The following is a 26,269-nucleotide window of genomic DNA, read 5'->3' on the forward strand; positions in this document are numbered from 1 at the left end:
TAATGACGCCATTAAAAATCAATGACTTTGTGCGCGAACTTTACGCAACAAATGACTTTATTCCACTACATGCGCCTACATTTCAAGGTAATGAAAAAGCCTATGTTACTCAAACAATTGACAGTACATTTGTCTCAAGTGTGGGTAAATTTGTCGATGAGTTTGAAACAAAAATGGAAGAGTTCACAGGTTCTGCTAAGGCGGTTGCTACGGTAAATGGTACTGCTGCATTACATGCTGCTTTGTACATGGCTGGGGTCCGCGCCGGTGATCTTGTAATTACTCAGGCTTTAACATTTGTGGCAACGTGTAACGCTGTGCACCATATGGGGGCAGAAGCTGTTTTTGTTGATGTATCGCCAAAAAGCTTAGGATTATGCCCTAAAGCGTTAGATGAGTTTTTGCAGGAACATGCAATTCAAACTGAACAAGGGTGTATTCATAAACAAACTAAGCAGCGCTTTCAGGCTGTAGTACCTATGCACACCTTTGGCCATCCTGTTGAGCTAGATGAGTTAATGCAAGTATGTAGTAAATGGAATATTACCATTGTCGAAGATGCTGCAGAAAGCTTGGGCTCATACTACAAAGGCGTGCATACGGGGACTTTTGGTGAGTTTGGTGCAGTTAGCTTTAATGGCAATAAAATAATAACAACGGGCGGTGGTGGTATAGTTTTGTGTAAATCAGCGGAAGCTGGCGCTCATACCAAGCATATAACCACTACAGCAAAGGTGCCCCACCCATTCGAGTTTTATCATGACGAAGCTGGCTTCAATTATCGGATGCCAAATTTAAACGCAGCTTTAGGTTGCGCACAGCTAGAGAAGCTGGAAATGTTTATTGGTCAAAAGCGAGCGCTTGCAAAGTTGTATCAATCTTTTTTCGAAAAGTCAGACCTTACATTTGTTACTGAACCTGAGTATGCAAAGTCAAACTATTGGCTGAATGCCATTATTTGTCCTGATAAAGAGTCAAGGGACTTTGTATTACAAGAGACCAATGCTGCTGGTGTAATGACTCGGCCTATTTGGCAGCTAATGCATAGACTACCTATGTTCAAAGATGCGCTTTGCGGCAATTTACATAACTCAGAGTTTATCGAATCGAGATTAATTAATTTACCTAGCTCGCCTTTGGAGATTCAATCATTATGAGAAAAGTAGCTGTTTTTACAGGGACACGTGCTGAATATGGTCTCCTCTATTGGGTTATCAAAGGGTTGGAGTTATCACCTGAAGCTGAGTTGCAGCTTTATGTAGGTGGTATGCATTTGTCTCCTGAGTTTGGAAAAACAATCGACCAGATAGAAGCTGATAACTTCCAAGTTTGCGAAAAGTTAGAGTTTTTATTGTCATCAGATACACCTGTTGGGATTGCTAAGTCTATGGGGCTGGCGTTAATAGGTGCCGCAGATGCACTGGAAAGAACAAAACCTGATCTGTTGGTGGTTTTGGGAGACCGATTTGAGTCGATGGCTATTTGTCAAGCTGCTATGGTTGCTCAGATCCCAATTGCACACATTCATGGTGGTGAAACTACCGAAGGCCTGATTGATGAAGCCGTTCGCCACTCCATCACTAAGATGTCTCATTTGCACTTTACTGCTACTGAAGAATACAAACAAAGAGTTATTCAGCTGGGCGAACAACCAAGCAATGTTTACAATGTTGGCGCTCCAGGGATTGATAATATAAAAGCTTTGGACTTGCTATCAAGAGAAGAGTTATCTACTTCTCTTGGTTTTGATGTGGTTAATTCTCCCTATATGGTGGTTACATACCACCCAGTTACATTGAGCAGTGATGGTGCAGTGGATGATCTCGAAGCACTTTTAATGGCATTGAGACAGTATCCAAATCATAAGTTTATTATTACGTTTCCGAACGCAGATACTCATGGCCGTGCACTAATACCATTGTTAGAAAAATTTGCTCAAGAAATGAGTGGGCGTGTATCGCTTGTACAGTCCTTAGGGCAATTGAGATACCTTAGCGCACTGAAGCACTGCGACTTAGTAGTAGGAAACTCATCAAGCGGGCTGATTGAAGTGCCGACATTCAGGGTTCCAACGATCAATATTGGCAACCGCCAAAAGGGACGTATTGCGGGTGATACAGTGATTAACTGTGGTGGCGATCAAGAATCGATTAAAGCTGCATTAGATTGCGCATTGAGTGAATCATTTAAAGCAAAATGCTTAAAATCTTCTAACCCTTATGGTGACGGAGGTAGCTCCGAAATGATCTTGGACACAATTTTGAATGCAGATCTTACCGATTTAGTATTCAAATCATTTTACGATATTAAGTAGAGGCTCAATGAAAGCTGGATTTATTGGATGTGTCGACTCCAGTCGTGTCGCACTAGAAACTTTAATTGGTATTGATGGCTTAGATGTCTCAGCGGTTGTTACGAGAGAGTGCTCAGCAGTAAATACCGACTTTTGTGATCTGACAGATATATGTATTGGAAACAATATACCTGTTCACTTCGAAGATCCAAAAGAAAGAGAAGCTTCAGTTGACTTTCTAGCGGCATATGACCTTGATATCGTATTTTGCATAGGGTGGAGTTACTTACTAAGTGAACGAATGCTGTCACTGCCTAAACAAGGCGTAATAGGTTTTCATCCTGCTAAACTGCCTAGCAACAGGGGTAGACATCCTATTATTTGGGCGTTGGCATTAGGTTTGGATGAAACTGCTTCAACATTTTTTAAAATGGATGCAGGTGCAGACTCTGGCCCTATTGTTAGTCAGGTCCCAGTAACGATTGAAGCAACTGACAACGCCACCAGTTTGTATAAAAAAATATTAGATGTCACACAAATACAATTATCAAAATTAGGTACTGACTTAGTTAATGGAGTAGCTCAATTCGTCGAGCAAGACCACGATAAAGCGACTTATTGGAGAAAAAGAAGTCGTGTTGATGGCCTGATTGATTTTCGAATGAGTGCTGTATCTATTCACAATTTAGTAAGAGCTTTAGCATCACCATACCCTGGTGCTGAATTTGTTTATGAAGGTCAGCATTTTACAGTTCAAAGCAGTGCTTTATCAGAAGAAAAGTACCCCACAAATATTGAGCCGGGAAAAGTCTTAGGCAAGACTGAAACTAGCCTGTTGGTTAAGACCGCGGGTGATGAAGCTATTTTTATCTGTGGTCTAACATTGAATAATATTGCTGTTGGAGACTTTTTATGAAGACAGTTTTAGTTGTGGCTCCCCATGCGGATGATGAAACGCTGGGTTGTGGAGGAACAATTCTCAAATTAATAAGTCAGGGTTATAAAGTACACTGGTTACTTGTTACATGCATGACTAAAGAAGTTGGGTTTTCTCAAGAGCAAATACAAACTAGAAGTAAGGTAATTAAGGATGTTTCTGAAAAGTACGGGTTTGAATCCACACTCGAACTAAACCTTCCTGCTGCAATGCTGGAAACGCTTCCTAAGGGCGAGGTCATTGGGCCTATTTGTAAAGTAGTTAATGAGATAAAACCAGAAATTGTCTTTACCGTTTATAGAAACGATGCACATAGTGATCACGAGATTGTTTTTGATGCTGTTATGTCTGCAACCAAATCTTTCCGTTACCCATTTGTCAAAAAAGTTTTGGCATACGAGACGATGTCAGAAACAGATTTTGGTATGAAGCCGGAGGATGGCGGTTTTAAACCAACTGTGTATGTCGATATTGCTAATCAATTAAACGATAAACTGGACATACTTGAGATGTTTGAGTCTGAAGTTCACGACTTTCCATTTCCTCGTTCAAGAAAAGCCCTTGAAGCATTGGCGCATGTAAGGGGAGTTCAGTGTAACTCAGAAGCGGCAGAAGCCTTTGTTTTAATAAAGGAGATCCTATGACACTCATTATAGCCGAGGCCGGTGTTAACCATAATGGCAACGATGATTTGGCATTCCAACTCGTAGATGCTGCTCATAAAGCCGGAGCGGATATTGTCAAATTTCAAACGTTTAAAGCAAAAAATTTAGTAACAGAGTCAGCGAAGCAAGCTGATTACCAAGTTGTAAATACTGGGCAGCAAGAATCCCAGTATAATATGCTAAAGCGTTTAGAGTTGAGCTATGAAACGCATCATAAATTAGTCAAATATTGTAATACTTTAGGTATTGAATTTCTTTCTACTGCATTTGACTCGGAAAGTTTAGACTTTCTGGTTAATGATTTAGGTGTTACACGTTTGAAGTTGCCGTCAGGCGAAATCACAAATGCCCCACTCGTACTTGAACATGCGCGAACAGGTTGTGACTTAATTGTGTCTACAGGAATGGCAACGTTAACGGATATAGAGCAGGTTCTATCTGTGATTGCTTTCGGCTACTTAAATAAAGAGGGAAGCCCAACCCCTGATAGCTTGATTGAAGCATACTACTCTGAAGCCGGTAAAGCTATATTGAAGGAAAAGGTAACGCTACTGCATTGCACAACCGAGTATCCAGCGCCTTTTGCAGATATAAATCTCAACGCGATGGATACGATGAGAGATGCATTCAAGTTAGCCGTGGGCTATTCAGATCACAGCGAAGGTATTGTAGTTCCTATTTCTGCGGTGGCGAAAGGTGCAGTATTGATAGAAAAACACTTTACAACCGATAAATCGCTTCCAGGACCTGACCATAATGCGTCACTTGACCCGCAAGAGCTTAAGGCGATGGTCGATGGAATTAGAATCGCAGAAAAAGTATTAGGTGATGGAATAAAAGGGCCAAGGCCTTCTGAGGTAAAAAATAAAGCGGTTGTGCGCAAGAGCTTGGTTGTAGCAACTTCTCTAAAGCAAGGTGAAGAAATTACCAGTGAGCATTTAAGTGTTAAGCGTCCAGGTGATGGTATGTCTCCACTAAAATACTGGGATGTGCTCGGTAAAACCGCGTCGCGAGATTATGAAGTTGGTGAGCTATTTGAAGAGTAATAAACCTGTTATTCTAATAGGTGGTGGTGGGCACGCCGCTGGCCTTGCTGAAATTATACAACAACAAGGCCGGGAGATATTAGCTGTAGTAGCACCTGAGCTTTCGCAAAGCCTTCAATCTTTAGGGAGCTTTACGCATTATACCTCTGATGACGATGTGTTTAAATTCAGAACGGATCAGGTTGAACTGGTGAATGCAATTGGTGCTATGCCATATCAAGTGCTGAGAAAGGCGATATTTACACGATTTAAAGAGCAAGGTTATCGGTTTGCTACAGTAGTAGCTGATTCAGCAATAGTTTCGCCAAATACTCTGTTAGAAGAAGGTGTTCAGGTCATGCAAAATGCAGTGATCTGTATAGGTTCGTCAGTTAGAGAAAATACTATAATCAATACATCGGCATCCATTGATCATGACTGCCTAATTGGGGCTAATTGTCATATTGCGCCCGGCGTAACAATGAGTGGCCAAGTTAATATAGAAGATGGTGTGCATATAGCTACCGGAGCTAATATAATCAATAACATTACGGTAGGTAAAAACACGATCGTCGGTGTTGGCGCATCGGTAACAGCGGACTTGCAAGAAGGTGTGATCGCTTTCGGATCAAGGCTAGCAATTAAAGAACAGCGGAAATTATGACAATAGATTGGAAAAAAGTAGTAATATCTCCAGATACGACTATCAGAGAGGCTCTGCAAGTAATTGACAAAGAAGCTCTCAGGGTTGCAGTTGTTGTTTTAGAGTGTGATAAGTTAGCTGGTGTTGTTACAGATGGCGATATTCGTCGAGGTATACTTTCGGGTGTTGAATTATCTGAGCCTGTTAGCGTTGTAATGAACTCTACGCCTATTTATGCATTGGACTCTCTCAGTTCTGCAGAACATCAATCGATTATGCAAGAACGAAAAATACTTTCACTCCCACTTGTTGATAGTTCAGGCAAACTTATAGGGTTAAAAACGCTTTATGAAACATTAGAAATTGAAAAGCGTGAAAACCCGATTTTTATCATGGCAGGTGGGTTTGGTACAAGGCTAAGGCCCTTGACTGATAACTGCCCAAAACCAATGCTGAAGGTAGGCGATAAACCAATGCTTGAAACTTTGATCAAGCATTTTAAATCTTTTGGTTTTTACAATTTTTATATTTCCACGCATTATCTATCTGAGGTTATTACAAACTACTTCAAAGATGGCAAAGAGTTAGGCATCAATATAACGTACGTTCATGAGGATAAACCGCTAGGTACTGCAGGGGCATTGTCTTTATTGCCTAGTGACTTACCGAAAGCGCCATTAATTATGATAAATGGTGATATATTGACCAATGTTGATTTCTCAAAAGTTTTAGATTTTCATCAAGAGCATACCGCAGATGCAACCATGTGCGTTAGGGACTATGAAATCAAGGTACCTTTTGGTGTGATTGAAGGTGAAGGCAATTTAATCTCTGCAATTGTTGAAAAGCCTACATATCGATACTTTGTCAATGCGGGTATTTATGTTATCTCAAATAAGGTTGTACAGTCTTTAAAAGGCAAAGATGAATATTTGGATATGCCGACACTTTTTGAACAAAAACACCAGTCCGGCCAGAAAGTCCTCAAGTTTCCAATCCATGAATATTGGCTTGATATAGGTCGCCACGATGACTTTAAAAAAGCACAGGCTGATATTTACTCCCTTGGGATAACACTGTGATAAATAATGCAATTGTTATTGGCTTAGGTAGCATAGCTAAGCGACATAGAAAAAATATCAAGCAGCTATATCCTGACTCAACAGTATTTGCTATGTCTGCTAGCGGCCGTGTGCCCAATGAAACTATAGAGTATTGTGATAAAGTTATTAGTAGTTTTAATGAGCTAAATTTAGAGTCGGTACAGCTTGCTATTGTGGCTTCTCCTGCACCATGGCACGCTGCTCATGCAATACCGTTAATAGAGTCCAGGATACCTACAATTATTGAAAAGCCTGTGGCAGCGTCTTCGGTTGATGTGGCCCAAATCCTTAAGTCACAGAAAAAATTTGATACGCAGGTTGCTGTTGGCTATTGCTTAAGGTTTTTACCTTCAATTGACACTATAAAAAGTTACTTGAAAAGTGACAAGTTAGGCGAAGTTCAAAGTGCTTTTGTGGAAATTGGCCAGTACTTGCCTGATTGGAGAAGTGATAAAAACTACAAAGATAGTGTCTCAGCTTCGAGCAAACTCGGTGGTGGTGCATTGCTAGAATTAAGCCATGAAATTGATTATGCAATTATGCTATTTGGTGGTTTGAGTGTTGAACATGCAACTTTAAAATCATCCAAAGAACTTGGGCTAAAAGTCGAAGATTGCGCAGATATATTAACGACAACTTCAGATCATACTTCAGTTCATATTCACCTAGATTTTCTGCAACGCAAGCCAAACAGAGTGTGTAAAATCATTGGGAGCAATGGTACTCTTTTTTGGGATTTGATTAGAAACGAAGTTACTTATTCTGATGGAAATACAACTGAAGTCCTATTTAGTGAGCCCGAATGGGACAAGAATCAGATGTATATACATATGATTGAGGACTTTTTAAGTAAAGAAAAATGTTCTTCTTTGGCTACGTTAGAAGAGTCCTTGAAAGTAGTAGAGTTAATAGAAGTAGTAAAAAACAATTTTCCAATTTTTATACGGTAATAATTAAATGAGTAACTTTGCTTTTATTTTTGCGCGTGGTGGTTCCAAGGGTTTGCCTAGAAAAAATGTTAGACGACTTGCAGGTAAGCCGCTTATTCAGTACTCGATTGAGACTGCGCAAAGTGTCGAATCTATTGAGAAAGTGTTTGTTTCTACTGAGGACTCAGAAATTGCAGAGATCGCCAGAAATGCGGGTGCAATAGTCATAGACCGTCCGGCAGAGTTAGCCTCAGATACAAGTCCTGAATGGTTGTCTTGGCAACATGCTATAGAGTGGGCAACAGAGCGCTTTGGAAAGTTTGAGCAGTTTATCAGTTTACCCGCGACCAGCCCTCTTAGAAGCGTCGGAGATGTAGAGTTAGCAATAGAAAAACAGACAAGTAAAGAATCAGATATTTGTATATCGATTACGCCAGCATCACGTTCTCCATTCTTTAATATGGTTAAAGTGTATGATAATGGATTAGTAGGCTTAGTAAATAAGCCAGAGAAAGGTGTGGCGCGAAGACAAGACGCGCCAACTGTATATGATATTACAACCGTGGTTTATGTTGCTTCGACAAGTTTTATTTTAAATCACAGTAGTATCTTTGAGGGGAAAGTGACTGCTGTTGAAGTACCAAAAGAACGAGCTATTGATATTGATGATATTTTTGATTTTAAACTTGCTGAAATTATTGTAGAGGAAGGGATCAGTGGCTAATTTGTTGAATGGTAAAAGCGTTCTTGTAGTTGGTGCAGGGGGCTTACTTGGTTCAAGGCTAGTAAAATATCTTATCGATAAACGTGTTAGTATAGTTGCGGTAGATTTAAATCTCACAGCAATGAGAGAGAGGCTTTCAAAACAAGGAGTTGATAACGCGAACAGCTTATTAACATTGAAAGAGCTTGATATCACTAACGATATGGAAGTAAAGCGTTTTTTTAACTCTGAACTTCAAATAGATGGTATTGTTAATGCAGCTTACCCTCGAAATAAAACCTATGGTAATAAGTTTTTCGATGTTTCTTTGCAAAGCTTTAACGAGAACTTATCTCTTCACTTAGGCAGTGCATTTTTGCTGACGCAACAAGCCGCAGCTTATTTTGAACGCAATAAAACTCCGTTATCATTGGTGAATATATCCTCTATCTATGGTGTAATCGCACCAAAATTTGATATCTACGATGATACGAATATGACGATGCCTGTTGAGTATGCGACAATTAAAGCGGCAATTCAGCATTTGAATAAATATGTAGTGTCGTACATTAAAGACAGTCGCTTTAGAGTCAACTGCATTAGCCCTGGTGGGATCTTTGATGGCCAACCAGATGCTTTTTTGTCGGCATACAAATCATACACTAATGGAGCTGGTATGTTAGATGTGGATGAAATGATGGGGTCAATTGCCTTTCTACTTTCTGACGAATCAAAGTTTGTTACTGGCCAGAACATCATCATTGACGATGGGTTTTCCATTTAACTGTCTGTTTCTGGAAATGGTTTTTTAATCTAAGACCTATTAGCTAGTTTCATCAACCGTAAAAGTAGAATATTAATTTGTTGGGGCTTATATAGCCCCTGCGTTTTTTATGTAAAAGGTATTAAGAAAATTAAAAAAGAATCTTAATGTCGTATACTGCCCATAATTACCATACCTATGAATAAAACTGTTGCAATATGTAGAGTACGATGAATATTTCCCAGCTTAATAAAGTAAATTACCAAGAAGTTATGCTGAAAGTGGTATTGTTTCTATTCTTTTTTACCCCTTTTTTATCATTACTGATGTACAGTGCTACGGACATGAAGTTGGTCGCGGCTTTACCTGCCTTGCTGCGGGATATGCTAGTGTTTTCTTTTGTGATATTTGGAGTGATTTATAAGTTCTTTCTAGATAAGAAAGTAAATATTACAATATTGTTTTTCTTTCTCCTGTTAACTTCTATCTCTATTTCTATTCTCGCAATTGAATTTGATACTGTAACTTTTGACGAATTTGTTCGTGTAGTAGCTAATAATATCAGAAGGTTTATATTTCCCTTTTTGGTTTTTTACTTTTTTTTATTTTATTTTAAATTTAAAAACATTGATTTGCTGGCGAAGTTTATAACCGCTTTCTGGATTTTTGGTATTTTTGAATGGCTGATGCCTCTGGCCTTCTGGGAAAAAATGGGCCTATTAGAGTATTGGAATGAATATGCTAATTCAGTTTCTTCTACAGGAAATACTCATGATCAGTTACAAGGTTACCCCAGACTATTTACTTTTGATACTTATTACTTAATCGGGCAAAAATCAAGACGATTGATATCCTTTTATATTGAACCAACAACAACTGCTGCGCTAGCTCAGGCATCAGTCATCTTTGGTTTGCTATTTAAAAGAAAAGCAATTGTGTGGTTGGCGACGATTGCTGGTTTTCTAACATACTCCAAAGGATTTATTATATTCTTTATCCTATTAACACCGATACTGATATTGTATAAATATGCGTCTCTTCGTTTACTCAAATTTTACTGCAACACAATTGCCTTTTTGCTTTTTGGTATGTTATTTGCCGGCTTTTTCATCTTTTTGGCATTTCCGCAGATTGTTCAGTTCGGGTTGTTTGCGCATTTGGAAGGTTTGTATGAATTTTTCATACATTTCAATATTCTTGGTTACGGGATTGGTAACGTAGGTAGTTTTAGGTTTGACTCTATGTGGGGGGGCGTATTCCATCGCGTCGGTGTTGAATCTTCATTAGCTAATTTAATATCTCAGCTTGGTTTGATGGGCTTTATTTCTATCTATGGCTTGTTTGTGTTTTTCTTAAATCGGGTTATAACTAAAAAAGAATCAGTGTATGTATATTTTGGCGTTATCCTCTATGTGTTTGTGTATTCAACAAGCAACTCTTCAACTGGTTACTCAGGTAACTTCCTGATTTATTTGCTTGTCGTAATTGTTTATAAGTATTCTTCTTTAGGCTCTTCAGATTCAAAAAAAGGGGCAGTAAATGGCTAAAGTTCTATATTTAGATAACTTTAATAACTTTGATTTTTTTCTAGAAGTCTCGAAATTTTCTAGTGATATTGACATGGACTTTATAGTTTTTAATGATGAGAAAAATCGTATAGTTAATAGTTTGCCTTTTAAGAGTTATAAACTTAAAGCCAGCTTTTTATCAACATCGGTGAATGAGCTTATTACTGAAGAAGAGTATCGTATTGCTATTAAGAATGATCGACTTCTTAAGTTATTGCCCTGTGGTCTGAGTATTAAGTTGATGCGTAACTATGTAGATCAGGTTGAAAAGATTATTGATTCTAAAAGCTATGATCTCGTGCTGGGAGAAATTTCTTGGGGGTTAGAGTATTTGGTATTTCTGCTGTGTAAGAGAAAGGGTATAAAATACCGTCATTTACTGTATTTACCACTTAAGACAGTGCGTGCAGTAACGTTTGATGCTGACCATAGTATGTCTAGCTTGGCAGAATGTGCTGATTGCCATACAGAAGCTGAGTTTAAAATTAGCTACAGTGACATTTGCCTACGTGTTAAAGAGTGCTTTGAAAAAGGAAATATACCAGCAAAGTACAAGACAATAATTTCAAGTGATTACAGGGAGTGGAAGCCTCTTTGGTGGCTGAGCGCTTTTTCGTATCATATAAACAAGCGCACATATGCACCTTTATATAAAAATAGTGCTGTGACCTTACAAGAAGCACTGAGTGCGCCCTTTAAGAAAGTACTTTACTTTCCTCTTCACGTTCAGCCTGAATCTACGCCAGATTACGTATCACCTTATTATAGTGATCAATTTGAGCTAATTGAAAGAGTGAGCAAGCAACTAGGTGATGAAGTTGTGATCCTCGTAAAAGAGCACCCAAATAAGTTTTCCCCGAGATCTGTTAGAGGATTTAAGCGGCTTAAAAAGAATAAGAATGTTGTGTTTTTGTCATTATCTGAGAATGCAAAGGATATAATGGAAAAAGCCGATTTGGTGCTAACTATAGCTGGTACTAGTTGTTTGGAGGCTGCGAATGTTCGTAAACCAGCAATCGCTTTTTCAAATATATATTACACCTCTTTTCCAGGGGTATTCGATGGCAGACAAGCTTTGGAAAACAACCAGCTTAAACTATTGGTTGAAACTGCACTAAAACATACTGAATTTAGCGACAATGCCAATGGTCTTGTGGAAGAGTTTGGCGTAACTGGCTTTGTACATGAGCCTATGCTGTTTCCGGAGCTATTTGAGGTTCAAAACCTTAAAGCCGTTGAAGATCTCATCATACACGTGTGTAAAAGTAAGGTTGATTCTTGAAAAAAGCAATAAGTGGTGTCCTTGGTATCAAGGTTTTAAATCAGTTATGTGCATTTTTGGTATCTATCGGAATTGCACGGTTTTACGGTGAATACCAGTTAGGCCAATTTGCTTTGTTTACGACACTGGCTATGGTGTTTTGTATTGTTTCTTCTCTTGGTAGCAATATTTATGTACAGCGAGAGCTTTCCGGGGAGTCTTTAGAAGATAATAAGTACTTACTTGCGCAGGCTTGTTTATTTCGAGCCTTTAACACCGGTATTCTTATTATTTTAGCGGGTATATTTAATGCTGTAACGGACTCTTTTGATTGGGGTGAGTTTGCCGTATTTTTTGCAGTTCTATTTTTCTTTCAATTTCTTAATTTTGCAGCTTATCTACTCAAATCTCAAAGTAAATTTGTGGTGTCAGAATTGCTTGAGTGGGGTGTATTCAGACTAGGCATTGTCATTGGCTTTGTTGGCTCTCTGATTTATCTAAATGCTGACATCATTTACATGTCCCTATTAGTCATCCTTGCGTTGACAAGCGGCTTTGTAATTTACAAAGGTCAGCCAAAGCTGGGGTTGGAATCGGCAAACTTTACTTTTGACCTCAGGAAAGTAAAAACCATTGCAGTCGGATCACTCCCATTTCTAGTAACGCAAATCTCCGCGTTATTGCTTATTTACACTGATACGTTATTTATCGCGGCTTTGCTTGGATATGAACAGCTGGCTTATTATGATGTATGTTATAAATTAGCAGCAGTGGTGCTATTCTTAAATGCTTCGATTACATCGGTCATCTCTACCAGAATTAGCCAGCTTTATAAGGCTGGGGAGCTAAGTTCTGTACACAACTTGGTTAAAAAAGTTTGTGTTTACGCGTCACTTGCTGCAATTGTTGGCTTTTTTGTAGCCATGTTGCTATCTAAATTTGCATTAGGCTTATGGGGAGAGGAGTTTATACAGTATAATGATCTGTTTATGCTGTTATTAGTAGGAATTCTCTTGCAATTTGCTCTGAGCGCAACTGCGACGTACCTTTCTATGTCAAGCAAAGCGAAGTTGTGTGCTAAAATTACGCTTTTGTTTGGTACGGTGAACTTATTGCTCAACCCATTGCTAATCTCAATGTATGGGCTTATAGGGGCTGCAACTGCAACGTTGTCAGCTCAGGTGGCAATAACGTTATCATGTGCATATTTCTATTTAAAACAGCGCAAAGCTGAGCTACTCATCGTGGGTAAATAAGCTCGTTTGCGAGAGAGTTTTGTTAAATAAATATTTTCGTAGCTACTGTAGATGTCAACATTGAAGGTAGCTACAAACCTATGGTTTCCTAATGAAAAAAATGCTGTTTATCAGTCCGCGAGAGCCAGTCAATGTAGCAGGCGGCGGGTTATATAAAACTAAAAGGCTGTTAGCTTATTTTTGCGAAAAGTTTCAGGTCAAAGAGTTCTATCTAACTGAATCGAACCCTGTTAGCCAAGAAAATATGTATCAAGTTAAAATCAATGATAAGAAGTATCAGCCTACGCTGGCAAACTTGATAGGCAGCTATATTGAGGGAGTCCCGCTATCCGTATATAGAAACACTCCTGAAGACTTTGATCGTGAGCGATTTAACGAGTTGGCGAGTTGGGCTGATATAATTTTTGTTGATCACTTCTTTATGTATCAATTTGTACCAGACTCTTTTGCTGGTAAAATTATATTTCATGAGCATAATGCAGAATTTAATATTTGGGAAAGGCGTGCTTCAATCGAGGGAAGTATTCTCAAGTCTTTATTGCTAAAGCGCGAGGCAAAGCGCGTTTTTCAATATGAGAAAAAAAGTGCATTGGCATCTGATCTGGTATTCGCTGCGCCAAATGATATTGCTTGCTTGAGAAATGCTGGTTGTGATTCTGCGAGCTTTGCAACAACCTATCACCTAGGTGAAGACAGCCTACTGGATACGGCACCAAATAATTTTAAAGACCTTGGGAATAACTTGGTATTCCTTGGTGGTTTAGACTGGGAGCCAAACTTTAATGGTGTGCTGTGGTTCTTAGAAAATTGCTGGGATACTCTGCGCAGTGAAACGAATGGTGAAGTTCAGCTGCACTTAATTGGTAAAATAAGTGAGCAGCAAAAAGACCAGTTGTCAGAGTATGAGGGTGTAGTGTGTTTAGGCTTTGTTGATGACCTCAATGATGCGTTGTCTCAAGCGAAAGTATTCATATGCCCGTTGCAGTTTGGCAGTGGTATGAAAGTAAAAAATATTACCGCCTGTTATAAAGGCCTGCCTATCGTAACTACTACTATCGGCGCTGAAAGCATTGAGTTTGTCGATGGTGAGAATTGTTTGATCGCTGATCAGCCCAAAGAGTTTGTTAACGCGATTAGTTCATTGTTAGGCAGCAATGAATTATGCGCAGAGATCGGGGCGAATGCTAGGGTAATGTCAGAGAAAGAGTATTCTTGGGATGAAATGCTAAACAGCATGTATCTTGAGATAATTAAATAAAAGGTTTATAGAGTTAATTTCATGTCTTTAAAAGTTTTTGGAATCGATTTTAAAGGGTTGTCTAAAAAAGAAGTAATGAACGTCGACGATGAGTTGAAGTTCGTAACAACGGTGAATGCTGAATTCATCGTTGAGGCCAATAAAAATAAAGACTTTCTTAAAATCCTAAACAACAGTGTGGCAACGTTCGATGGGCAAATTCCCTATATAATTGCCAAACTAAAGTCAGGTAAAAAGTTTGACAAAATCAGTGGCTCAGACCTGATTTACGATGTCATAAAAAAATCTAAAGATCGTCAAGAGCATGTTTTCCTGCTGGGGGATAGAGAAGAAGTCAATCAGCGCGCTGTAGATAAAGCAATAAATGAATATGGCGCTCGCTGCTCGGGGTTTTCGCCTCCATATGAAGCCAATGGGTTTTCTGAGCAATCCAATAACGCTATGTTGGAAAGAATTTCTGATGCTAAACCAACCTACTTGTTTGTTGCATTTGGAGCCAAAAAACAAGAACAGTGGATTTATGATAACTTAGAAGCCTTGAAAAAAATTGGCGTAAAGTGGGTTGTCGGGTGTGGCGGCAGCATCTCATTTTTCTCAGGAGAAATTAAGAGGGCGCCTTTATGGGTTCAGAAAGCGGGCTTTGAAGGGGTATATAGATTAGTCCAAGAGCCTAAACTATTTCGCTTAGTTCGACTAATTAAGAGCCTGAGGGTTTTCTTTTACGTCTGGAAGTAATCTTTTTACGATTGGATATAAGGTGCCTCTGCTGATACTAAGATAAGTTGGCGTTAACCTTAAAGGTTGATATAGCTTAAATTGGGCCTTAAGCCTGATTTTTGGCCTGTTTATAGGAAGGCATTTTCAGCCATTTGATGTGGTACACCTTTGCGATTGCATACTACAAGGCAGTGTTTGCAAAGGTTCACAATATTATTGTTTATTTGGTGTTTAGTTACCAATAAATAGGCAAGTAGTTTTAAGGGTAAGTCTGCAATTTAGTTGTAAGGGTTGGCCCATATTATATTTAAGAAGTTAGGTGACATATGATTTTACCAATTATAATGGCGGGTGGTTCGGGTACACGCCTATGGCCTTTATCACGCGGCAATTATCCTAAGCAATTTTTAAAACTACATGGTGAAAACACCATGTTGCAAGAGACTATTTCTCGTTTGAATGGTCTTGAACACAGCCCAGTTATGTTGATCTGTAATGAAGAGCATCGCTTTATCGCTGCAGAGCAAGTGCGTCAACTTGATGTTAAACACAGTGGGATATTTTTAGAGCCAGTAGGACGTAATACTGCGCCTGCTATCGCGCTGGCTGCTTTCAAAGCTATTGAAAATAATGAAGACCCTTTGTTGCTGGTATTAGCTGCAGACCATGTGATCGAACATCAAGCTGCATTTTTAGAGAGTGTTGAGAAAGCTAAATCTTTGGCGTTGCAAGGTAAATTAGTGACTTTCGGGATTGTTGGAAACACGCCTGAAACTGGCTATGGTTATATCAAAAGAGGCGAAGCTATTGAAAATGGCTTTGTGGTAAATAGCTTTGTAGAAAAGCCAGATTTAAGCACCGCAAAACAATATATTGCAAGTGGTGATTATTACTGGAATAGCGGCATGTTCTTATTCAAAGCCAGTCGATATCTAGAAGAGTTAAAGGCATTTCGTCCTGATATATATTCAGCTTGTGAAAAAGCAGTTGAAGTTCAAAATAGCGATATGGACTTTGTCCGTGTTGATAAAGCGGCTTTTGAAGCTTGTCCAGATGAATCGATCGACTACGCTGTAATGGAGCATACTAAAGATGCTGTGGTTGTTCCTATGGATGCGGGCTGGAATGACGTTGGTGGATTTGCTGCACTGTGGGAAGTTTCCGAGAAAGATGAAAATGGTAACGCATTTATTGGTGATGTTAAGTCTGTAGATACAAAAAATACATTAGTGTTTGGAGAAGATAAGCTTGTTTCAACAGTAGGTGTTGAAGATCTCGTTATTGTTAACACTAAAGATGCAGTACTGGTCGCACATAAAAACGAGTCGCAAAAAGTAAAAGAAGTTGTTAATCAGCTTAAACGTGATCAGCGCTCTGAAGTCACATTTCATAGAGAAGTATATCGCCCTTGGGGTAAGTATGACTCAGTAGACAATGGCGAGCGTTTCCAAGTTAAAAGAATCACAGTCAAACCAGGCGCGAAGCTGTCAGTACAGATGCATCATCACCGTGCCGAGCATTGGATTGTTGTATCAGGTACTGCCAAAGTACACCTAGATGGTGAGGAAAGATTTGTTACTGAGAATGAGTCTGTCTATATTCCCATTACATCTATTCATGCACTGGAAAACCCTGGCAAAGTAGATTTAGAGCTAATTGAAGTGCAGTCTGGATCTTACCTTGGAGAGGACGACATTGTCCGTTTTGAAGACCGATACGGAAGAGTTAAATAATGACAAACGCAAGCCATTTAATTAAGCAAAGCGGAATTGCATTTGGAACCAGTGGTGCACGAGGGCTGGTTGAGCAGTTTACACCAGCTGCGTGTTGTGCCTTCACGGTCGCATTTATCAAAGCATTAGAAGCAGACTTCTCATTTGGGAAGGTGGCTATTGCAATTGATAACCGACCAAGCAGTTCTGCTATGGCGAGATCTATTTCTGCAATGGTACAGGCATTAGGTTATGACGCTGAATTTTTTGGCGTATTGCCCACGCCAGCTCTTGCGCTGTATTCGATGCAAAACCGTATTCCGTGCATCATGGTTACAGGCAGCCACATTCCTTTCGATCGCAATGGTTTAAAGTTTTATCGACCAGATGGCGAAATCACTAAGGCTGATGAGCTTAAAATTATTAATAGTGATGCCGAGGTTGTTACGCCTGAGAATGAGCCTGAACTTGAGACTCTGAGCGCCGCAAAGGAATTGTATATTGAGAGATATACACAACACTTTCCGAATAAACCTTTTTCAGGTAAAAAGCTTGGCGTGTACGAACATTCAAGTGCTGGCCGTGATATCTATAAACAGATTTTTGAATCGCTAGGCGCACAGGTGATTTCACTAGGGCGGAGTGATCAGTTTGTTCCAATCGATACAGAGGCCGTTTCGGAAGAGGATAAGTCTAAAGCGCTTAATTGGTCTAAAGAATTGAAGTTAGATGCTATCTTTTCAACCGATGGCGATGGCGATAGACCTTTAATTGCTGATGAGTTAGGGCAGTGGTTACGCGGTGACATATTAGGCCTTGTGACTGCAAAGTATCTTGGTGCTAAGTTGTTGGCGACCCCTGTAAGTTGTAATAGTGCAATTGAATCCTCAGGTGCATTTAAACAAGTTGTGAGAACAAAGATTGGCTCTCCGTATGTTATTGAAGCATTTAGTGATCAAGAGGAAAGCTTAAAGCCATATGCTGGTTTCGAAGCAAATGGCGGTTTTCTTTTAGGCAGTGATTGTTATTATGCTGATGGCCTATATCATGCATTGCCTACAAGGGATGCGGTACTTCCTGCACTGGTTCTTTTCAATGAGGCGTGGTCAAAACAAAAAGCTATCAGCACAATTATTAGTGATCTTCCAAAGCGATTTACTGCCAGTGATCGAATAAAAGACATCCCGCGTGAAAGTAGTCTTTCTTTAATTGACAAATTAGCAAACTCTGAAGATGTGAGAAATGAGCTTAGACAGGCACTTGTCATTGAAGGTGTTTTGGAATTAACCAATGAAATAGATGGTTTTAGAATGTTTTTTACAAGCGGTGAAATCGTTCACTTTAGACCATCGGGCAATGCACCTGAGTTAAGGTGTTATGCTGAGGCAGATACGCAGAGTCGTGCAGAGGAACTAGTAGAACTTGCTTTGGCGTATATAAATCAAATCTCAAACATCTAAAGCAGAGCCATGGATAAGGTGAACTTGCTTGTTGTAGTTCACTTTATCTTTGCTTGAATTTGAGGGGCTTTAGCACCCATTTTCGGGCTTGGCACTGATGTGGTATGCTCGCAACCCCCTTTCAATTTGTCCAACATAACCTGCTTGGCCAATCGTCATCATGATGGTCAATATATTCAGCTCTATTCGTCAAGAGTCTAGTTTTAAAGGCGCTGTGTTGCAGAGTTACTAAGCTTCATCATTACAACATCAAACTATTCGTTTTGAATATATGCTAAGACCATACGGAATGATAATGCTCTGACCAACCATTTGTCACTCCATTGGCTTGTTGAAACTGTTCGTGTAGCCATAACTCCTTTATTTTTTAAGGACTTTAAGTGGCTATTTGGAATTGATGTGTACTCACAAGGAGTTGCTTTATTATCTCTATCCACGTTAATTATTCTTCACCAGATATCAATTGAGGTGAGGGCTATTTCGGTCTCACTTTATGAAACATGATATCTATTTTCACATTAAAAAAGAGTATCAACCGCTCACGCGTTAACATTTTTGACACTTTCCCCATGCATTATGGAGCTCAATCCTTGATTTATTGATCAAGCCCATTGAAAGCGCAGGCGAATGTAATTTAATTAACCAGTTGGTTGGCAGGGAAGGTGAAATGAAGATAGCTGTGGCAGGTATAGGTTATGTTGGACTTTCGAACGCAGTGCTTTTGGCACAACACAATGACGTTATTGCCTATGATATTGACCCAAGTAAAGCACAGGCGGTCAACAACAAGGTTTCCCCAATTCTTGATCCAGAAATTAGCAATTATCTTGCGGAAGGTAAGCTACAGTTAACTGCTACGACTAACAAAGAGGCCGCTTTTTCCCAGGCGGAATTTGTTATTGTTGCGACTCCAACAAATTATGACCCTACGAGCAATTGTTTCAACACCGCTTCAGTTGAAAGTGTGGTTGAAGACATTATTGACATTAACCCGCGTGCGACCATCATTGTAAAATCAACGGTTCCGGTTGGGTATACAGCGAGTCTAAGAGCAAAATACCAATTTGAACGCATTATCTTTTCTCCTGAATTTCTGCGTGAAGGTAAAGCGCTTTATGACAACTTATATCCGTCGCGCATTATTGTTGGAAGTCAGTGTCAAAAAGCACACCACTTTGCAGAATTAATGAGTCTTGGCGCAAAGAAACGAGATGTTGAAATCCTATTTACTGGCTCAACAGAAGCTGAAGCTGTTAAGTTATTTTCGAATACCTATCTTGCTATGCGAATTGCCTATTTCAATGAACTTGATAGTTACTCAGAAGCACATAAGTTAAATACCCGACAAATAATACAGGGAGTGTGCTTGGACCCCCGAATTGGAGACCATTACAATAATCCGTCGTTTGGCTACGGAGGCTACTGTCTGCCTAAAGACACCAAGCAACTGGTTGCCAATTATCAAGATGTGCCTAGTAATATTATTGGCGCAATTGTAGATGCCAATCGAACCAGAAAAGATTTCATAGCTGAGTCTATTATGAGTAAGAAGCCAAATGTTGTTGGCATATATCGATTGGCAATGAAATCTGGATCTGACAACTTCAGAGCTTCGGCAATTCAAGGTGTCATGAAACGCATAAAAGCGAAAGGGATTGAGGTTATTGTATATGAGCCAATGTATCAGGGAGAACGCTATTTTAATTCTAAAGTGACTGACAATTTGGCGTTGTTGAAACATGAAGCCGATATAATTATTGCAAACCGCATGTCACCTGAACTCATGGACGTTAACGATAAAGTGTATACGCGAGACTTATTTGGTAAGGATTGATGTGAGATGCAGCCTGCGTGAGGTGGAAAGTCGATTTTAAAACTTACTACCTAGCATCTTGAGGTTTAAGTGACACATCATCAATGGCTCTATTAGAATATTCACTGCTTTGGTTTTGCTACTAATGCAGATTTAAGCTCTGAACTTATATGCCGCTGACCAATATTTTTGCATAGTCAGTAGAGCCTCGCTACTTGGCTTAAAACCCGCCTTAACGTAACTTTTTATTGGCTTGCTCAGCAAAAAAGGTCACTCCATGAATGACTTGGAATAAAGTGTGATTTGTCTTGTTGTCAGTTCACATGAGCATGTACTCCAGCTGGCTTGTCTGAGTTGTTAACATACAATTGTCAATGTGACGTTTTTTATTTTGTTCCCACAGTTTTATAATTGGCGGTCGAAAAATTATTCTGTATAATGCCTCGCGTTGAGAGGGTATGTCCAATCAGATACAAGGAGTAGTATGAAACCGAACCCAATTTTTATTCAGTTATATTCGTATATGGCGGTCATTGAGCCTAAAATATTAGGTTGAGATTAAGCATAGGTGGGATATAAGTCTTTAGTCTAGTTGATGTGTTAAATTTCGAAGATTGAATAATTGCATTTTTTACAACTTTTGAGTGCGATTTAAGCTTTTTGGTAACACGTTCTGGGAAGGTTAAAACTTCTCAAAAATGCATGAAAATCGGCACAAGATTAATACTTTAATATATGAATTTCTCTTACCTTGAAAAAAATCTACTCGAATAGCTATTGCAATAAATCTTTAGTAAAGCTCATGTAACATTAACGCAATGTAAACTTGCGATTGGAATCGGTGCATGCTTTAATTAGCCATCTCGTAAGTGTAGCTTAATGCTCTTAAGTGACTGAGAACTTAGTAACAAAGAATAAGTATTAAAAATATTTAGGAAGAAAAAATGGCCCTATGTTGTAAAAAAACCATTGCCACTTCTATCGCGTCAGCATGTGTATTGGTAATGAGTGGCTGCACCTTGATCCCCGGTGGGCATTTTGAAGGAATTACGTCAGGTGATAAAACAACAAGCTTGGAGCAAGAGCTTTCAAAAGTTAATATTCAGCTAATTGATTCTAATTTAATAAACCAACAGAAGCGTCTCCAAGATAAAGCGCAAAATACTCTTTCCCAAGGATTAGACTTGTCCAGCTATGAGTATCGTCTAGGAGTAGGGGACGTAATTACTGTTGGCGTTTGGGACCATCCCGAATTAACTATACCAGCAGCAGTTCAAAGAACGGCAGAGTTTGATGGTTTTAGGGTTCAAGCAGATGGGACTATTACTTATGCCTATGCGCCAAAAGTTCAAGCGGCAGGTAAAACCGTCGTTGAAATTAGAGAGCAATTGGTAAAGCGCCTAGGGCGAGTAATCGAAGACCCTCAAATCGATGTTAAAGTTGTCGGGTTTAAAAGCCAAAAGGCGTATGTTACTGGTGAAGTGCGTAAGCCTGGCGTTTATCCAATAACAGAAACCCCCCTGACACTTATTGATGCGATCAGTCAAGCTGGTGGTTTGAGTGAGCGTGCTGACTGGAAAACGGTCACATTCACTCGCGGTGAGCATAAAGAGTCAATCAAGTTGGATGATTTTTATGCTAGCGGTGATATTTCGCAAAATAGGCTATTACAACATGGCGATGTAATACATGTGTCTCGTAACGACAAAAGAAATGTTTATGTTATGGGAGATGTGACTAAAGTTGGTACTGTAGAAGTGAAGCGCTATGGTCTAAGCTTAGCTGAAGCTTTGTCAGAGGTTGGCGGTATAAATGAACGCAGTGCGAACGCAAACGGTATCTTTGTATTAAGAAAGCGGAATTTTGAAACAGACGGTGTTATTGCCGATGTATATCAGCTTAGAGCAAATAATATTGCTGCACTAGTTTTTGCTGAGCAATTTGAGCTTGAACCTCAAGATATTGTTTATGTTACGAGTGCGCCAATTGCTAGATGGAATAAAGTTATAAGTCTACTTCTACCTTCACTCTCAACAGTTGATGCGTTACAAGATATAGATAATCAGTAGATAGGTATTTAAAGAATGTTTGATAGTATATTGGTTGTCTGCGCTGGAAATATTTGTAGAAGCCCTACCGCTGAGTATGTCTTAAAAAGCAAGTTAATTGACACAGATATCAAAGTGTCATCGGCAGGTTTGACAGCTCTTGAAGGCAAGCCTGCTGACGGCATGGCTAGCGAACTTGCCAATAAGCATGGTATCGATATGGCACCGCATCAAGGGCGTCAACTTAACTCTTCACTTGTCGCGCAGAACTCTCTGATTCTAGTGATGGAAAATAGGCATGTTCAAGATTTATGCAATCGTTACCCTGAGGCTCGAGGCAAAACGTTTTTGCTTGGTAAGTGGCTCGGTGATAAAGAGGTGCCAGATCCTTACCGACAAAGTCGAGAAGCTTTTGAACATGTTTTTGAGTTAATAGATAGCGCTTGTAGCGCTTGGCAGAAGTATTTATAAGGATGAAAGAGTCAATGAATGCTCAATCAAACCTAGTAAGTGGCTCGCAAAATAAGCAAACAGCCGAGCAAGCGCAAGAAATTGATTTAATGGCTCTATTTGGAGCACTATTAGACAGAAAGCTTTTCATTATTTGTGTAACAGCCATATTCATGTTAATTGGTGTTGCTGTTGCAGTATTTAGTACACCAATTTATCAAGCGACTGCAATGATACAGGTGGAAGAAAAAGGCGGATCTGTTCCTGGGTTTGATGAATTAGGAGGCATGTTTGAAAGTACTTCAGCTGCCGTGACTGAAATCGAACTGCTTAAATCTCGCAGTATCATCGGTGAAGCAGTTGATAGCTTAAAACTAGATATAGTGGCTGTCCCTAAATTATTCCCGATGATTGGTGGTCGTTCTTTTCGTAAATTTACTCCGTTGAGTGAAGGGGACTTAGCTGAACCGAGCTTTGGTGCCGATAGTTACGCATGGGGTGGAGAACAAATTGAAGTATTTAAATTCGAGGTCCCTCAAAATGCAATTGGTGTTAACTTCACTCTAATTGCGCTAGAAAATAACCAGTTTAGTTTATTGAATGGCAATGGCGACAGCCTGCTATCAGGTAAAGTTGGTGAAGAAGTCTCAAATGGCGTTTTTAAACTAACGCTAAAAACTTTGAACGCGAGACCAGGCACTGAATTTTCATTGCTTAAGCGTGACCGTTTGAATACGATTTTGGATTTGCAAACTGCCATAGGTGCTGGGGAAAAAGGTAAAGACTCCGGTATCATTAATTTAAGCCTTCAAAGTACAGATGCTGAATACGCAAAAGTAGTACTCAATAAAGTTGCTGAAATTTATGTCAGACAAAATGTTGAGCGTAACAGTGCTGAAGCTCAAAAATCGCTTGATTTTCTAGAATATCAATTGCCACTTGTTAAAAAGCAATTAGAGTATGCCGAGCAACTTTTCAATGATTATCAAGTTAAGCAACAATCTGTAGATATCACTTTAGAAACTGAAGGTGTATTAAGACAGTTAGTTAAACTTGAAACTCAGCTACAAGAACTTGAGCTGAAAAAACTAGAATTGGGTCGCAAATTTAAGCAAGGTCACCCTAGTTACCAAGCTGCGATTGAGCAGATCGACGCGGTTGAAAATCAGAAGCGTCGTTTGGCCGCAGAAGTGCAAGTATTACCTGAAACACAGCAAGAATTGTTGCGTTTGACTCGCGATGTAGAAGTAAATAATGAAATTTACACTTTGCTATTGGCGAAAACTCAAGAGTTAGATATTGTGCGAGCAGGTACCGTTGGTAATGTGCGTGTGATTGATCTCGCCGAGGTTAATATTTCAAAGCCGGTCAAACCTCAAAAAGCGTTGATAGCTATTATAGCTACCTTGCTTGGTGGTCTGATTGCCGTCGTAATTGTGATTATTCAAAAAGCGATTCATAGAGGGATCGAAGATCCAAGTGAAATTGAAGCTTTAGGACTTCCTGTGTACGCAAGTGTGCCTTACTCAGAATATCAAGTTAAGTTGACTGGTTTTGCAAGAGCAAGAAAAGGCAAAACAGCAAAAGCGAAGTCAATTCTTGCAATGGATAACCCAGCAGATCTATCAATTGAGGCATTACGTAGTTTAAGAACTAGTTTACATTTTGCGATGATGGAAGCAAAAAATAATGTCATTGCGATTTCAGGCCCAAGTCCAGGTGTTGGTAAATCATTTATTTCCGTTAACCTTGCAACAGTATTGGCTCAAAGTGATAAGAAAGTACTGATTATTGATGCCGATATGCGTAAAGGCTATTTGCAAACACAGTTCGGTATGCAATGGGATAACGGTTTAAGTGACTACCTATCGGGCAGAGCAGATCTTGAGACGGTGACTAAGCACAGTCAGGTTGAAGGTTTAGACGTTATGACTCGTGGTCAAATACCGCCAAATCCTTCAGAGCTATTGATGCACGAAAGCTTCTCAAAATTGGTAGAAGAAGTAAGTGCAAAATACGATTTAGTTATCATAGATACGCCACCTATTCTAGCGGTTACAGACCCTGCAATAGTCAGTGCACATGCAGGTGCAACGCTTCTTGTCACACGATTTGGTCAAAACCATGTGAAAGAATTGGAGTTAACTCGCAATCGTTTTGAACAAAACGGTATTGATGTCAAGGGTGTTGTATTTAACGGCGTAGTCAAAAAAGCGAGTAACGCATATGGCTATTATGGCTACTACAACTATGAATACAAATCAGATAAATAATTTTAAGTTTTAGAAAAGAGAATGAGTATGCAAGAGTTATTAAAAGGGAAGAAAATAGCCATTATCGGTTTGGGCTATGTAGGTTTACCATTAGCGGTTGAATTTGGTAAACAATATCAGACTCTTGGCTTCGATATAAATCAAGGCCGGATTTCAGAATTGTTGAATGGTCACGATACAACTCTAGAAGTTAGTGACCAAGAGCTTCAACAGGCTCCGTTACTTAGCTACTCATACAATGTAGAAGACTTAAAAACTTGTAATGTTTATATTGTAACGGTCCCGACTCCAATTGATCAGCACAACCAGCCTGACTTAACACCGTTGATAAAAGCAAGTGAGATGTTAGGTAAAGTGGTAAGTCAGGGTGATATCATTATCTATGAATCTACGGTATACCCTGGTGCTACTGAAGAAGACTGTATCCCAATTGTTGAGGCTGTTTCAGGTCTAGAGTTTAATAAAGACTTCTATGCTGGGTATTCACCTGAGCGTATCAACCCAGGTGATAAAGAGCATCGTGTAACAAATATTTTAAAGGTTACTTCAGGTTCTACACCTGAAATCGCCGATTTAGTTGATGGTTTATATAAATCAATTATCACCGCAGGTACACATAAAGCATCGAGCATTAAGGTTGCAGAAGCTGCAAAAGTGATTGAAAACACTCAGAGAGATGTCAATATTGCATTGATCAATGAGCTGTCTATTATTTTTAATCAGCTGAATATCGATACTTTAGAAGTACTTGAAGCCGCTGGTACTAAATGGAACTTTTTACCATTCCGCCCAGGTCTTGTTGGTGGTCACTGTATCGGTGTTGACCCTTATTATCTAACACATAAAGCTCAAACTGTAGGTTACCACCCTGAAATGATTTTGGCTGGACGTCGCCTCAATGATGGTATGGGTCAGTATGTTGTTTCTCAACTTGTCAAGAAAATGCTCCATAGACGCATTCACATTAAGGGTGCGAATGTGTTAGTTATGGGATTCACTTTTAAAGAAAACTGCCCAGATTTAAGAAATACTCGAGTAATTGATATCGTTGAAGAGTTAAAAGAATACAGCGTCAATGTGGATGTTGTAGATCCTTGGTGTTCAAGCGATGAAGCCAAACATGAATACGGTATTGAATTAGCGTCAGAAGCGAAACAAGGGCACTATGATGCAATTTTGTTGGCCGTTGGTCACAATGAATTCAAAGAGCTTGGTGCTGAGGAAATTCGCAAGTTAGGCAAACCTGAGCATGTACTTTATGACCTTAAATACGTTTTAGATAAAAACTCAGTAGACATGCGTCTGTAGTCGAACTTAGGTTTGAAGCAACCGCGTTTGATTTTTTACGGTGGTAATAAAAGCTTCAGCTGAAAGCTTTATCTTAAATAAAAA

The 26,269-nt window shown here is 39.4% G+C and carries 22 protein-coding genes; all 22 read left to right on the forward strand.

Annotation, left to right across the window (positions count from 1 at the left end; translation table 11 throughout):
- Positions 1–2: 2 nt before the first annotated feature.
- The 22 genes from QNM18_RS21265 to tviB all read left to right on the forward strand — a co-directional run bounded on the left by QNM18_RS21265 (position 3) and on the right by tviB (position 26,185).
- Complete coding sequence (locus QNM18_RS21265) at positions 3–1,157, forward strand: LegC family aminotransferase (protein WP_284138366.1); 1,155 nt, start codon at positions 3–5, stop codon at positions 1,155–1,157.
- Positions 1,154–2,314: a UDP-N-acetylglucosamine 2-epimerase gene (gene neuC, locus QNM18_RS21270; protein ID WP_284138367.1), complete on the forward strand. Its 1,161-nt coding sequence runs from the start codon at positions 1,154–1,156 to the stop codon at positions 2,312–2,314. Before QNM18_RS21265 ends, neuC begins: the two co-directional genes overlap by 4 nt.
- A 7-nt stretch (positions 2,315–2,321) precedes the next feature.
- The gene (locus tag QNM18_RS21275; protein WP_284138368.1) at positions 2,322–3,209 is read left to right on the forward strand and encodes a methionyl-tRNA formyltransferase; all 888 of its coding nucleotides are present in this window, start codon (positions 2,322–2,324) and stop codon (positions 3,207–3,209) included.
- Complete coding sequence (locus tag QNM18_RS21280) at positions 3,206–3,874, forward strand: PIG-L deacetylase family protein (protein ID WP_284138369.1); 669 nt, start codon at positions 3,206–3,208, stop codon at positions 3,872–3,874. The genes QNM18_RS21275 and QNM18_RS21280 overlap by 4 nt, the downstream gene beginning before the upstream one ends.
- Positions 3,871–4,941, forward strand: coding sequence for an N-acetylneuraminate synthase (gene neuB, locus QNM18_RS21285; protein WP_284138370.1), 1,071 nt, complete (start codon positions 3,871–3,873; stop codon positions 4,939–4,941). Before QNM18_RS21280 ends, neuB begins: the two co-directional genes overlap by 4 nt.
- The gene (locus QNM18_RS21290) at positions 4,931–5,584 is read left to right on the forward strand and encodes a NeuD/PglB/VioB family sugar acetyltransferase (protein WP_284138371.1); all 654 of its coding nucleotides are present in this window, start codon (positions 4,931–4,933) and stop codon (positions 5,582–5,584) included. Before neuB ends, QNM18_RS21290 begins: the two co-directional genes overlap by 11 nt.
- Positions 5,581–6,645 carry a nucleotidyltransferase family protein gene (locus QNM18_RS21295; RefSeq protein WP_284138372.1) on the forward strand — a complete coding sequence of 355 codons (1,065 nt, stop codon included), beginning with the start codon at positions 5,581–5,583 and terminating at the stop codon, positions 6,643–6,645. Before QNM18_RS21290 ends, QNM18_RS21295 begins: the two co-directional genes overlap by 4 nt.
- Positions 6,642–7,616, forward strand: coding sequence for a Gfo/Idh/MocA family protein (locus QNM18_RS21300; RefSeq protein ID WP_284138373.1), 975 nt, complete (start codon positions 6,642–6,644; stop codon positions 7,614–7,616). Before QNM18_RS21295 ends, QNM18_RS21300 begins: the two co-directional genes overlap by 4 nt.
- Before the next feature lie 7 nt (positions 7,617–7,623).
- A complete protein-coding gene (locus QNM18_RS21305; protein WP_284138374.1) occupies positions 7,624–8,319 on the forward strand; it encodes an acylneuraminate cytidylyltransferase family protein in 696 nt (231 codons plus the stop codon).
- Positions 8,312–9,082: an oxidoreductase gene (locus tag QNM18_RS21310; protein ID WP_284138375.1), complete on the forward strand. Its 771-nt coding sequence runs from the start codon at positions 8,312–8,314 to the stop codon at positions 9,080–9,082. The genes QNM18_RS21305 and QNM18_RS21310 overlap by 8 nt, the downstream gene beginning before the upstream one ends.
- 209 nt (positions 9,083–9,291) lie before the next feature.
- The gene (locus QNM18_RS21315) at positions 9,292–10,608 is read left to right on the forward strand and encodes a hypothetical protein (RefSeq protein ID WP_284138376.1); all 1,317 of its coding nucleotides are present in this window, start codon (positions 9,292–9,294) and stop codon (positions 10,606–10,608) included.
- Positions 10,601–11,911, forward strand: coding sequence for a capsular polysaccharide export protein, LipB/KpsS family (locus QNM18_RS21320; protein ID WP_284138377.1), 1,311 nt, complete (start codon positions 10,601–10,603; stop codon positions 11,909–11,911). Before QNM18_RS21315 ends, QNM18_RS21320 begins: the two co-directional genes overlap by 8 nt.
- Complete coding sequence (locus QNM18_RS21325; protein WP_284138378.1) at positions 11,908–13,146, forward strand: oligosaccharide flippase family protein; 1,239 nt, start codon at positions 11,908–11,910, stop codon at positions 13,144–13,146. The genes QNM18_RS21320 and QNM18_RS21325 overlap by 4 nt, the downstream gene beginning before the upstream one ends.
- 91 nt (positions 13,147–13,237) lie before the next feature.
- Positions 13,238–14,404 carry a glycosyltransferase family 4 protein gene (locus QNM18_RS21330; protein ID WP_284138379.1) on the forward strand — a complete coding sequence of 389 codons (1,167 nt, stop codon included), beginning with the start codon at positions 13,238–13,240 and terminating at the stop codon, positions 14,402–14,404.
- A gap of 21 nt (positions 14,405–14,425) precedes the next feature.
- Positions 14,426–15,139, forward strand: coding sequence for a WecB/TagA/CpsF family glycosyltransferase (locus QNM18_RS21335; RefSeq protein ID WP_211011933.1), 714 nt, complete (start codon positions 14,426–14,428; stop codon positions 15,137–15,139).
- A gap of 308 nt (positions 15,140–15,447) precedes the next feature.
- The gene (locus QNM18_RS21340) at positions 15,448–16,854 is read left to right on the forward strand and encodes a mannose-1-phosphate guanylyltransferase/mannose-6-phosphate isomerase (RefSeq protein ID WP_211011934.1); all 1,407 of its coding nucleotides are present in this window, start codon (positions 15,448–15,450) and stop codon (positions 16,852–16,854) included.
- The gene (locus tag QNM18_RS21345) at positions 16,854–18,293 is read left to right on the forward strand and encodes a phosphomannomutase (RefSeq protein WP_211011935.1); all 1,440 of its coding nucleotides are present in this window, start codon (positions 16,854–16,856) and stop codon (positions 18,291–18,293) included. Before QNM18_RS21340 ends, QNM18_RS21345 begins: the two co-directional genes overlap by 1 nt.
- 667 nt (positions 18,294–18,960) lie before the next feature.
- On the forward strand, positions 18,961–20,127 hold the full coding sequence (locus tag QNM18_RS21350) for a nucleotide sugar dehydrogenase (RefSeq protein ID WP_211011936.1): 1,167 nt from the start codon (positions 18,961–18,963) through the stop codon (positions 20,125–20,127).
- Positions 20,128–21,050: 923 nt separating this feature from the next.
- Entirely contained in the window at positions 21,051–22,175 is a 1,125-nt protein-coding gene (locus QNM18_RS21355) for a polysaccharide export protein (protein ID WP_211011937.1), read from the forward strand.
- A gap of 15 nt (positions 22,176–22,190) precedes the next feature.
- Positions 22,191–22,625 carry a low molecular weight protein-tyrosine-phosphatase gene (locus QNM18_RS21360; RefSeq protein WP_211011938.1) on the forward strand — a complete coding sequence of 145 codons (435 nt, stop codon included), beginning with the start codon at positions 22,191–22,193 and terminating at the stop codon, positions 22,623–22,625.
- A 14-nt stretch (positions 22,626–22,639) separates the two neighbouring features.
- Positions 22,640–24,877, forward strand: a complete 2,238-nt coding sequence (locus QNM18_RS21365) for a polysaccharide biosynthesis tyrosine autokinase (protein ID WP_284138380.1) — start codon at positions 22,640–22,642, stop codon at positions 24,875–24,877.
- A 27-nt stretch (positions 24,878–24,904) separates the two neighbouring features.
- Complete coding sequence (tviB, locus tag QNM18_RS21370; protein WP_211011940.1) at positions 24,905–26,185, forward strand: Vi polysaccharide biosynthesis UDP-N-acetylglucosamine C-6 dehydrogenase TviB; 1,281 nt, start codon at positions 24,905–24,907, stop codon at positions 26,183–26,185.
- The last annotated feature ends 84 nt before the right edge of the window (positions 26,186–26,269 follow it).

Origin of the sequence: Pseudoalteromonas obscura (assembly GCF_030135505.1) — a bacterium.
GTDB lineage: Bacteria > Pseudomonadota > Gammaproteobacteria > Enterobacterales > Alteromonadaceae > Pseudoalteromonas > Pseudoalteromonas obscura.

What these genes read in the sequence shown, in the direction of transcription:
- QNM18_RS21275 (WP_284138368.1), top strand. Translation starts at nt 2,322, where the DNA reads ATGAAAGCTGGATTTATTGGATGTGTCGACTCCAGTCGTGTCGCACTA.
- QNM18_RS21365 (WP_284138380.1), top strand. Translation starts at nt 22,640, where the DNA reads ATGAATGCTCAATCAAACCTAGTAAGTGGCTCGCAAAATAAGCAAACA.
- QNM18_RS21295 (WP_284138372.1), top strand. Translation starts at nt 5,581, where the DNA reads ATGACAATAGATTGGAAAAAAGTAGTAATATCTCCAGATACGACTATC.
- QNM18_RS21280 (WP_284138369.1), top strand. Translation starts at nt 3,206, where the DNA reads ATGAAGACAGTTTTAGTTGTGGCTCCCCATGCGGATGATGAAACGCTG.
- QNM18_RS21265 (WP_284138366.1), top strand. Translation starts at nt 3, where the DNA reads ATGACGCCATTAAAAATCAATGACTTTGTGCGCGAACTTTACGCAACA.
- QNM18_RS21360 (WP_211011938.1), top strand. Translation starts at nt 22,191, where the DNA reads ATGTTTGATAGTATATTGGTTGTCTGCGCTGGAAATATTTGTAGAAGC.
- QNM18_RS21340 (WP_211011934.1), top strand. Translation starts at nt 15,448, where the DNA reads ATGATTTTACCAATTATAATGGCGGGTGGTTCGGGTACACGCCTATGG.
- QNM18_RS21320 (WP_284138377.1), top strand. Translation starts at nt 10,601, where the DNA reads ATGGCTAAAGTTCTATATTTAGATAACTTTAATAACTTTGATTTTTTT.
- tviB (WP_211011940.1), top strand. Translation starts at nt 24,905, where the DNA reads ATGCAAGAGTTATTAAAAGGGAAGAAAATAGCCATTATCGGTTTGGGC.
- QNM18_RS21315 (WP_284138376.1), top strand. Translation starts at nt 9,292, where the DNA reads ATGAATATTTCCCAGCTTAATAAAGTAAATTACCAAGAAGTTATGCTG.
- neuC (WP_284138367.1), top strand. Translation starts at nt 1,154, where the DNA reads ATGAGAAAAGTAGCTGTTTTTACAGGGACACGTGCTGAATATGGTCTC.
- QNM18_RS21355 (WP_211011937.1), top strand. Translation starts at nt 21,051, where the DNA reads ATGGCCCTATGTTGTAAAAAAACCATTGCCACTTCTATCGCGTCAGCA.
- QNM18_RS21345 (WP_211011935.1), top strand. Translation starts at nt 16,854, where the DNA reads ATGACAAACGCAAGCCATTTAATTAAGCAAAGCGGAATTGCATTTGGA.
- QNM18_RS21350 (WP_211011936.1), top strand. Translation starts at nt 18,961, where the DNA reads ATGAAGATAGCTGTGGCAGGTATAGGTTATGTTGGACTTTCGAACGCA.
- neuB (WP_284138370.1), top strand. Translation starts at nt 3,871, where the DNA reads ATGACACTCATTATAGCCGAGGCCGGTGTTAACCATAATGGCAACGAT.
- QNM18_RS21335 (WP_211011933.1), top strand. Translation starts at nt 14,426, where the DNA reads ATGTCTTTAAAAGTTTTTGGAATCGATTTTAAAGGGTTGTCTAAAAAA.
- QNM18_RS21305 (WP_284138374.1), top strand. Translation starts at nt 7,624, where the DNA reads ATGAGTAACTTTGCTTTTATTTTTGCGCGTGGTGGTTCCAAGGGTTTG.
- QNM18_RS21330 (WP_284138379.1), top strand. Translation starts at nt 13,238, where the DNA reads ATGAAAAAAATGCTGTTTATCAGTCCGCGAGAGCCAGTCAATGTAGCA.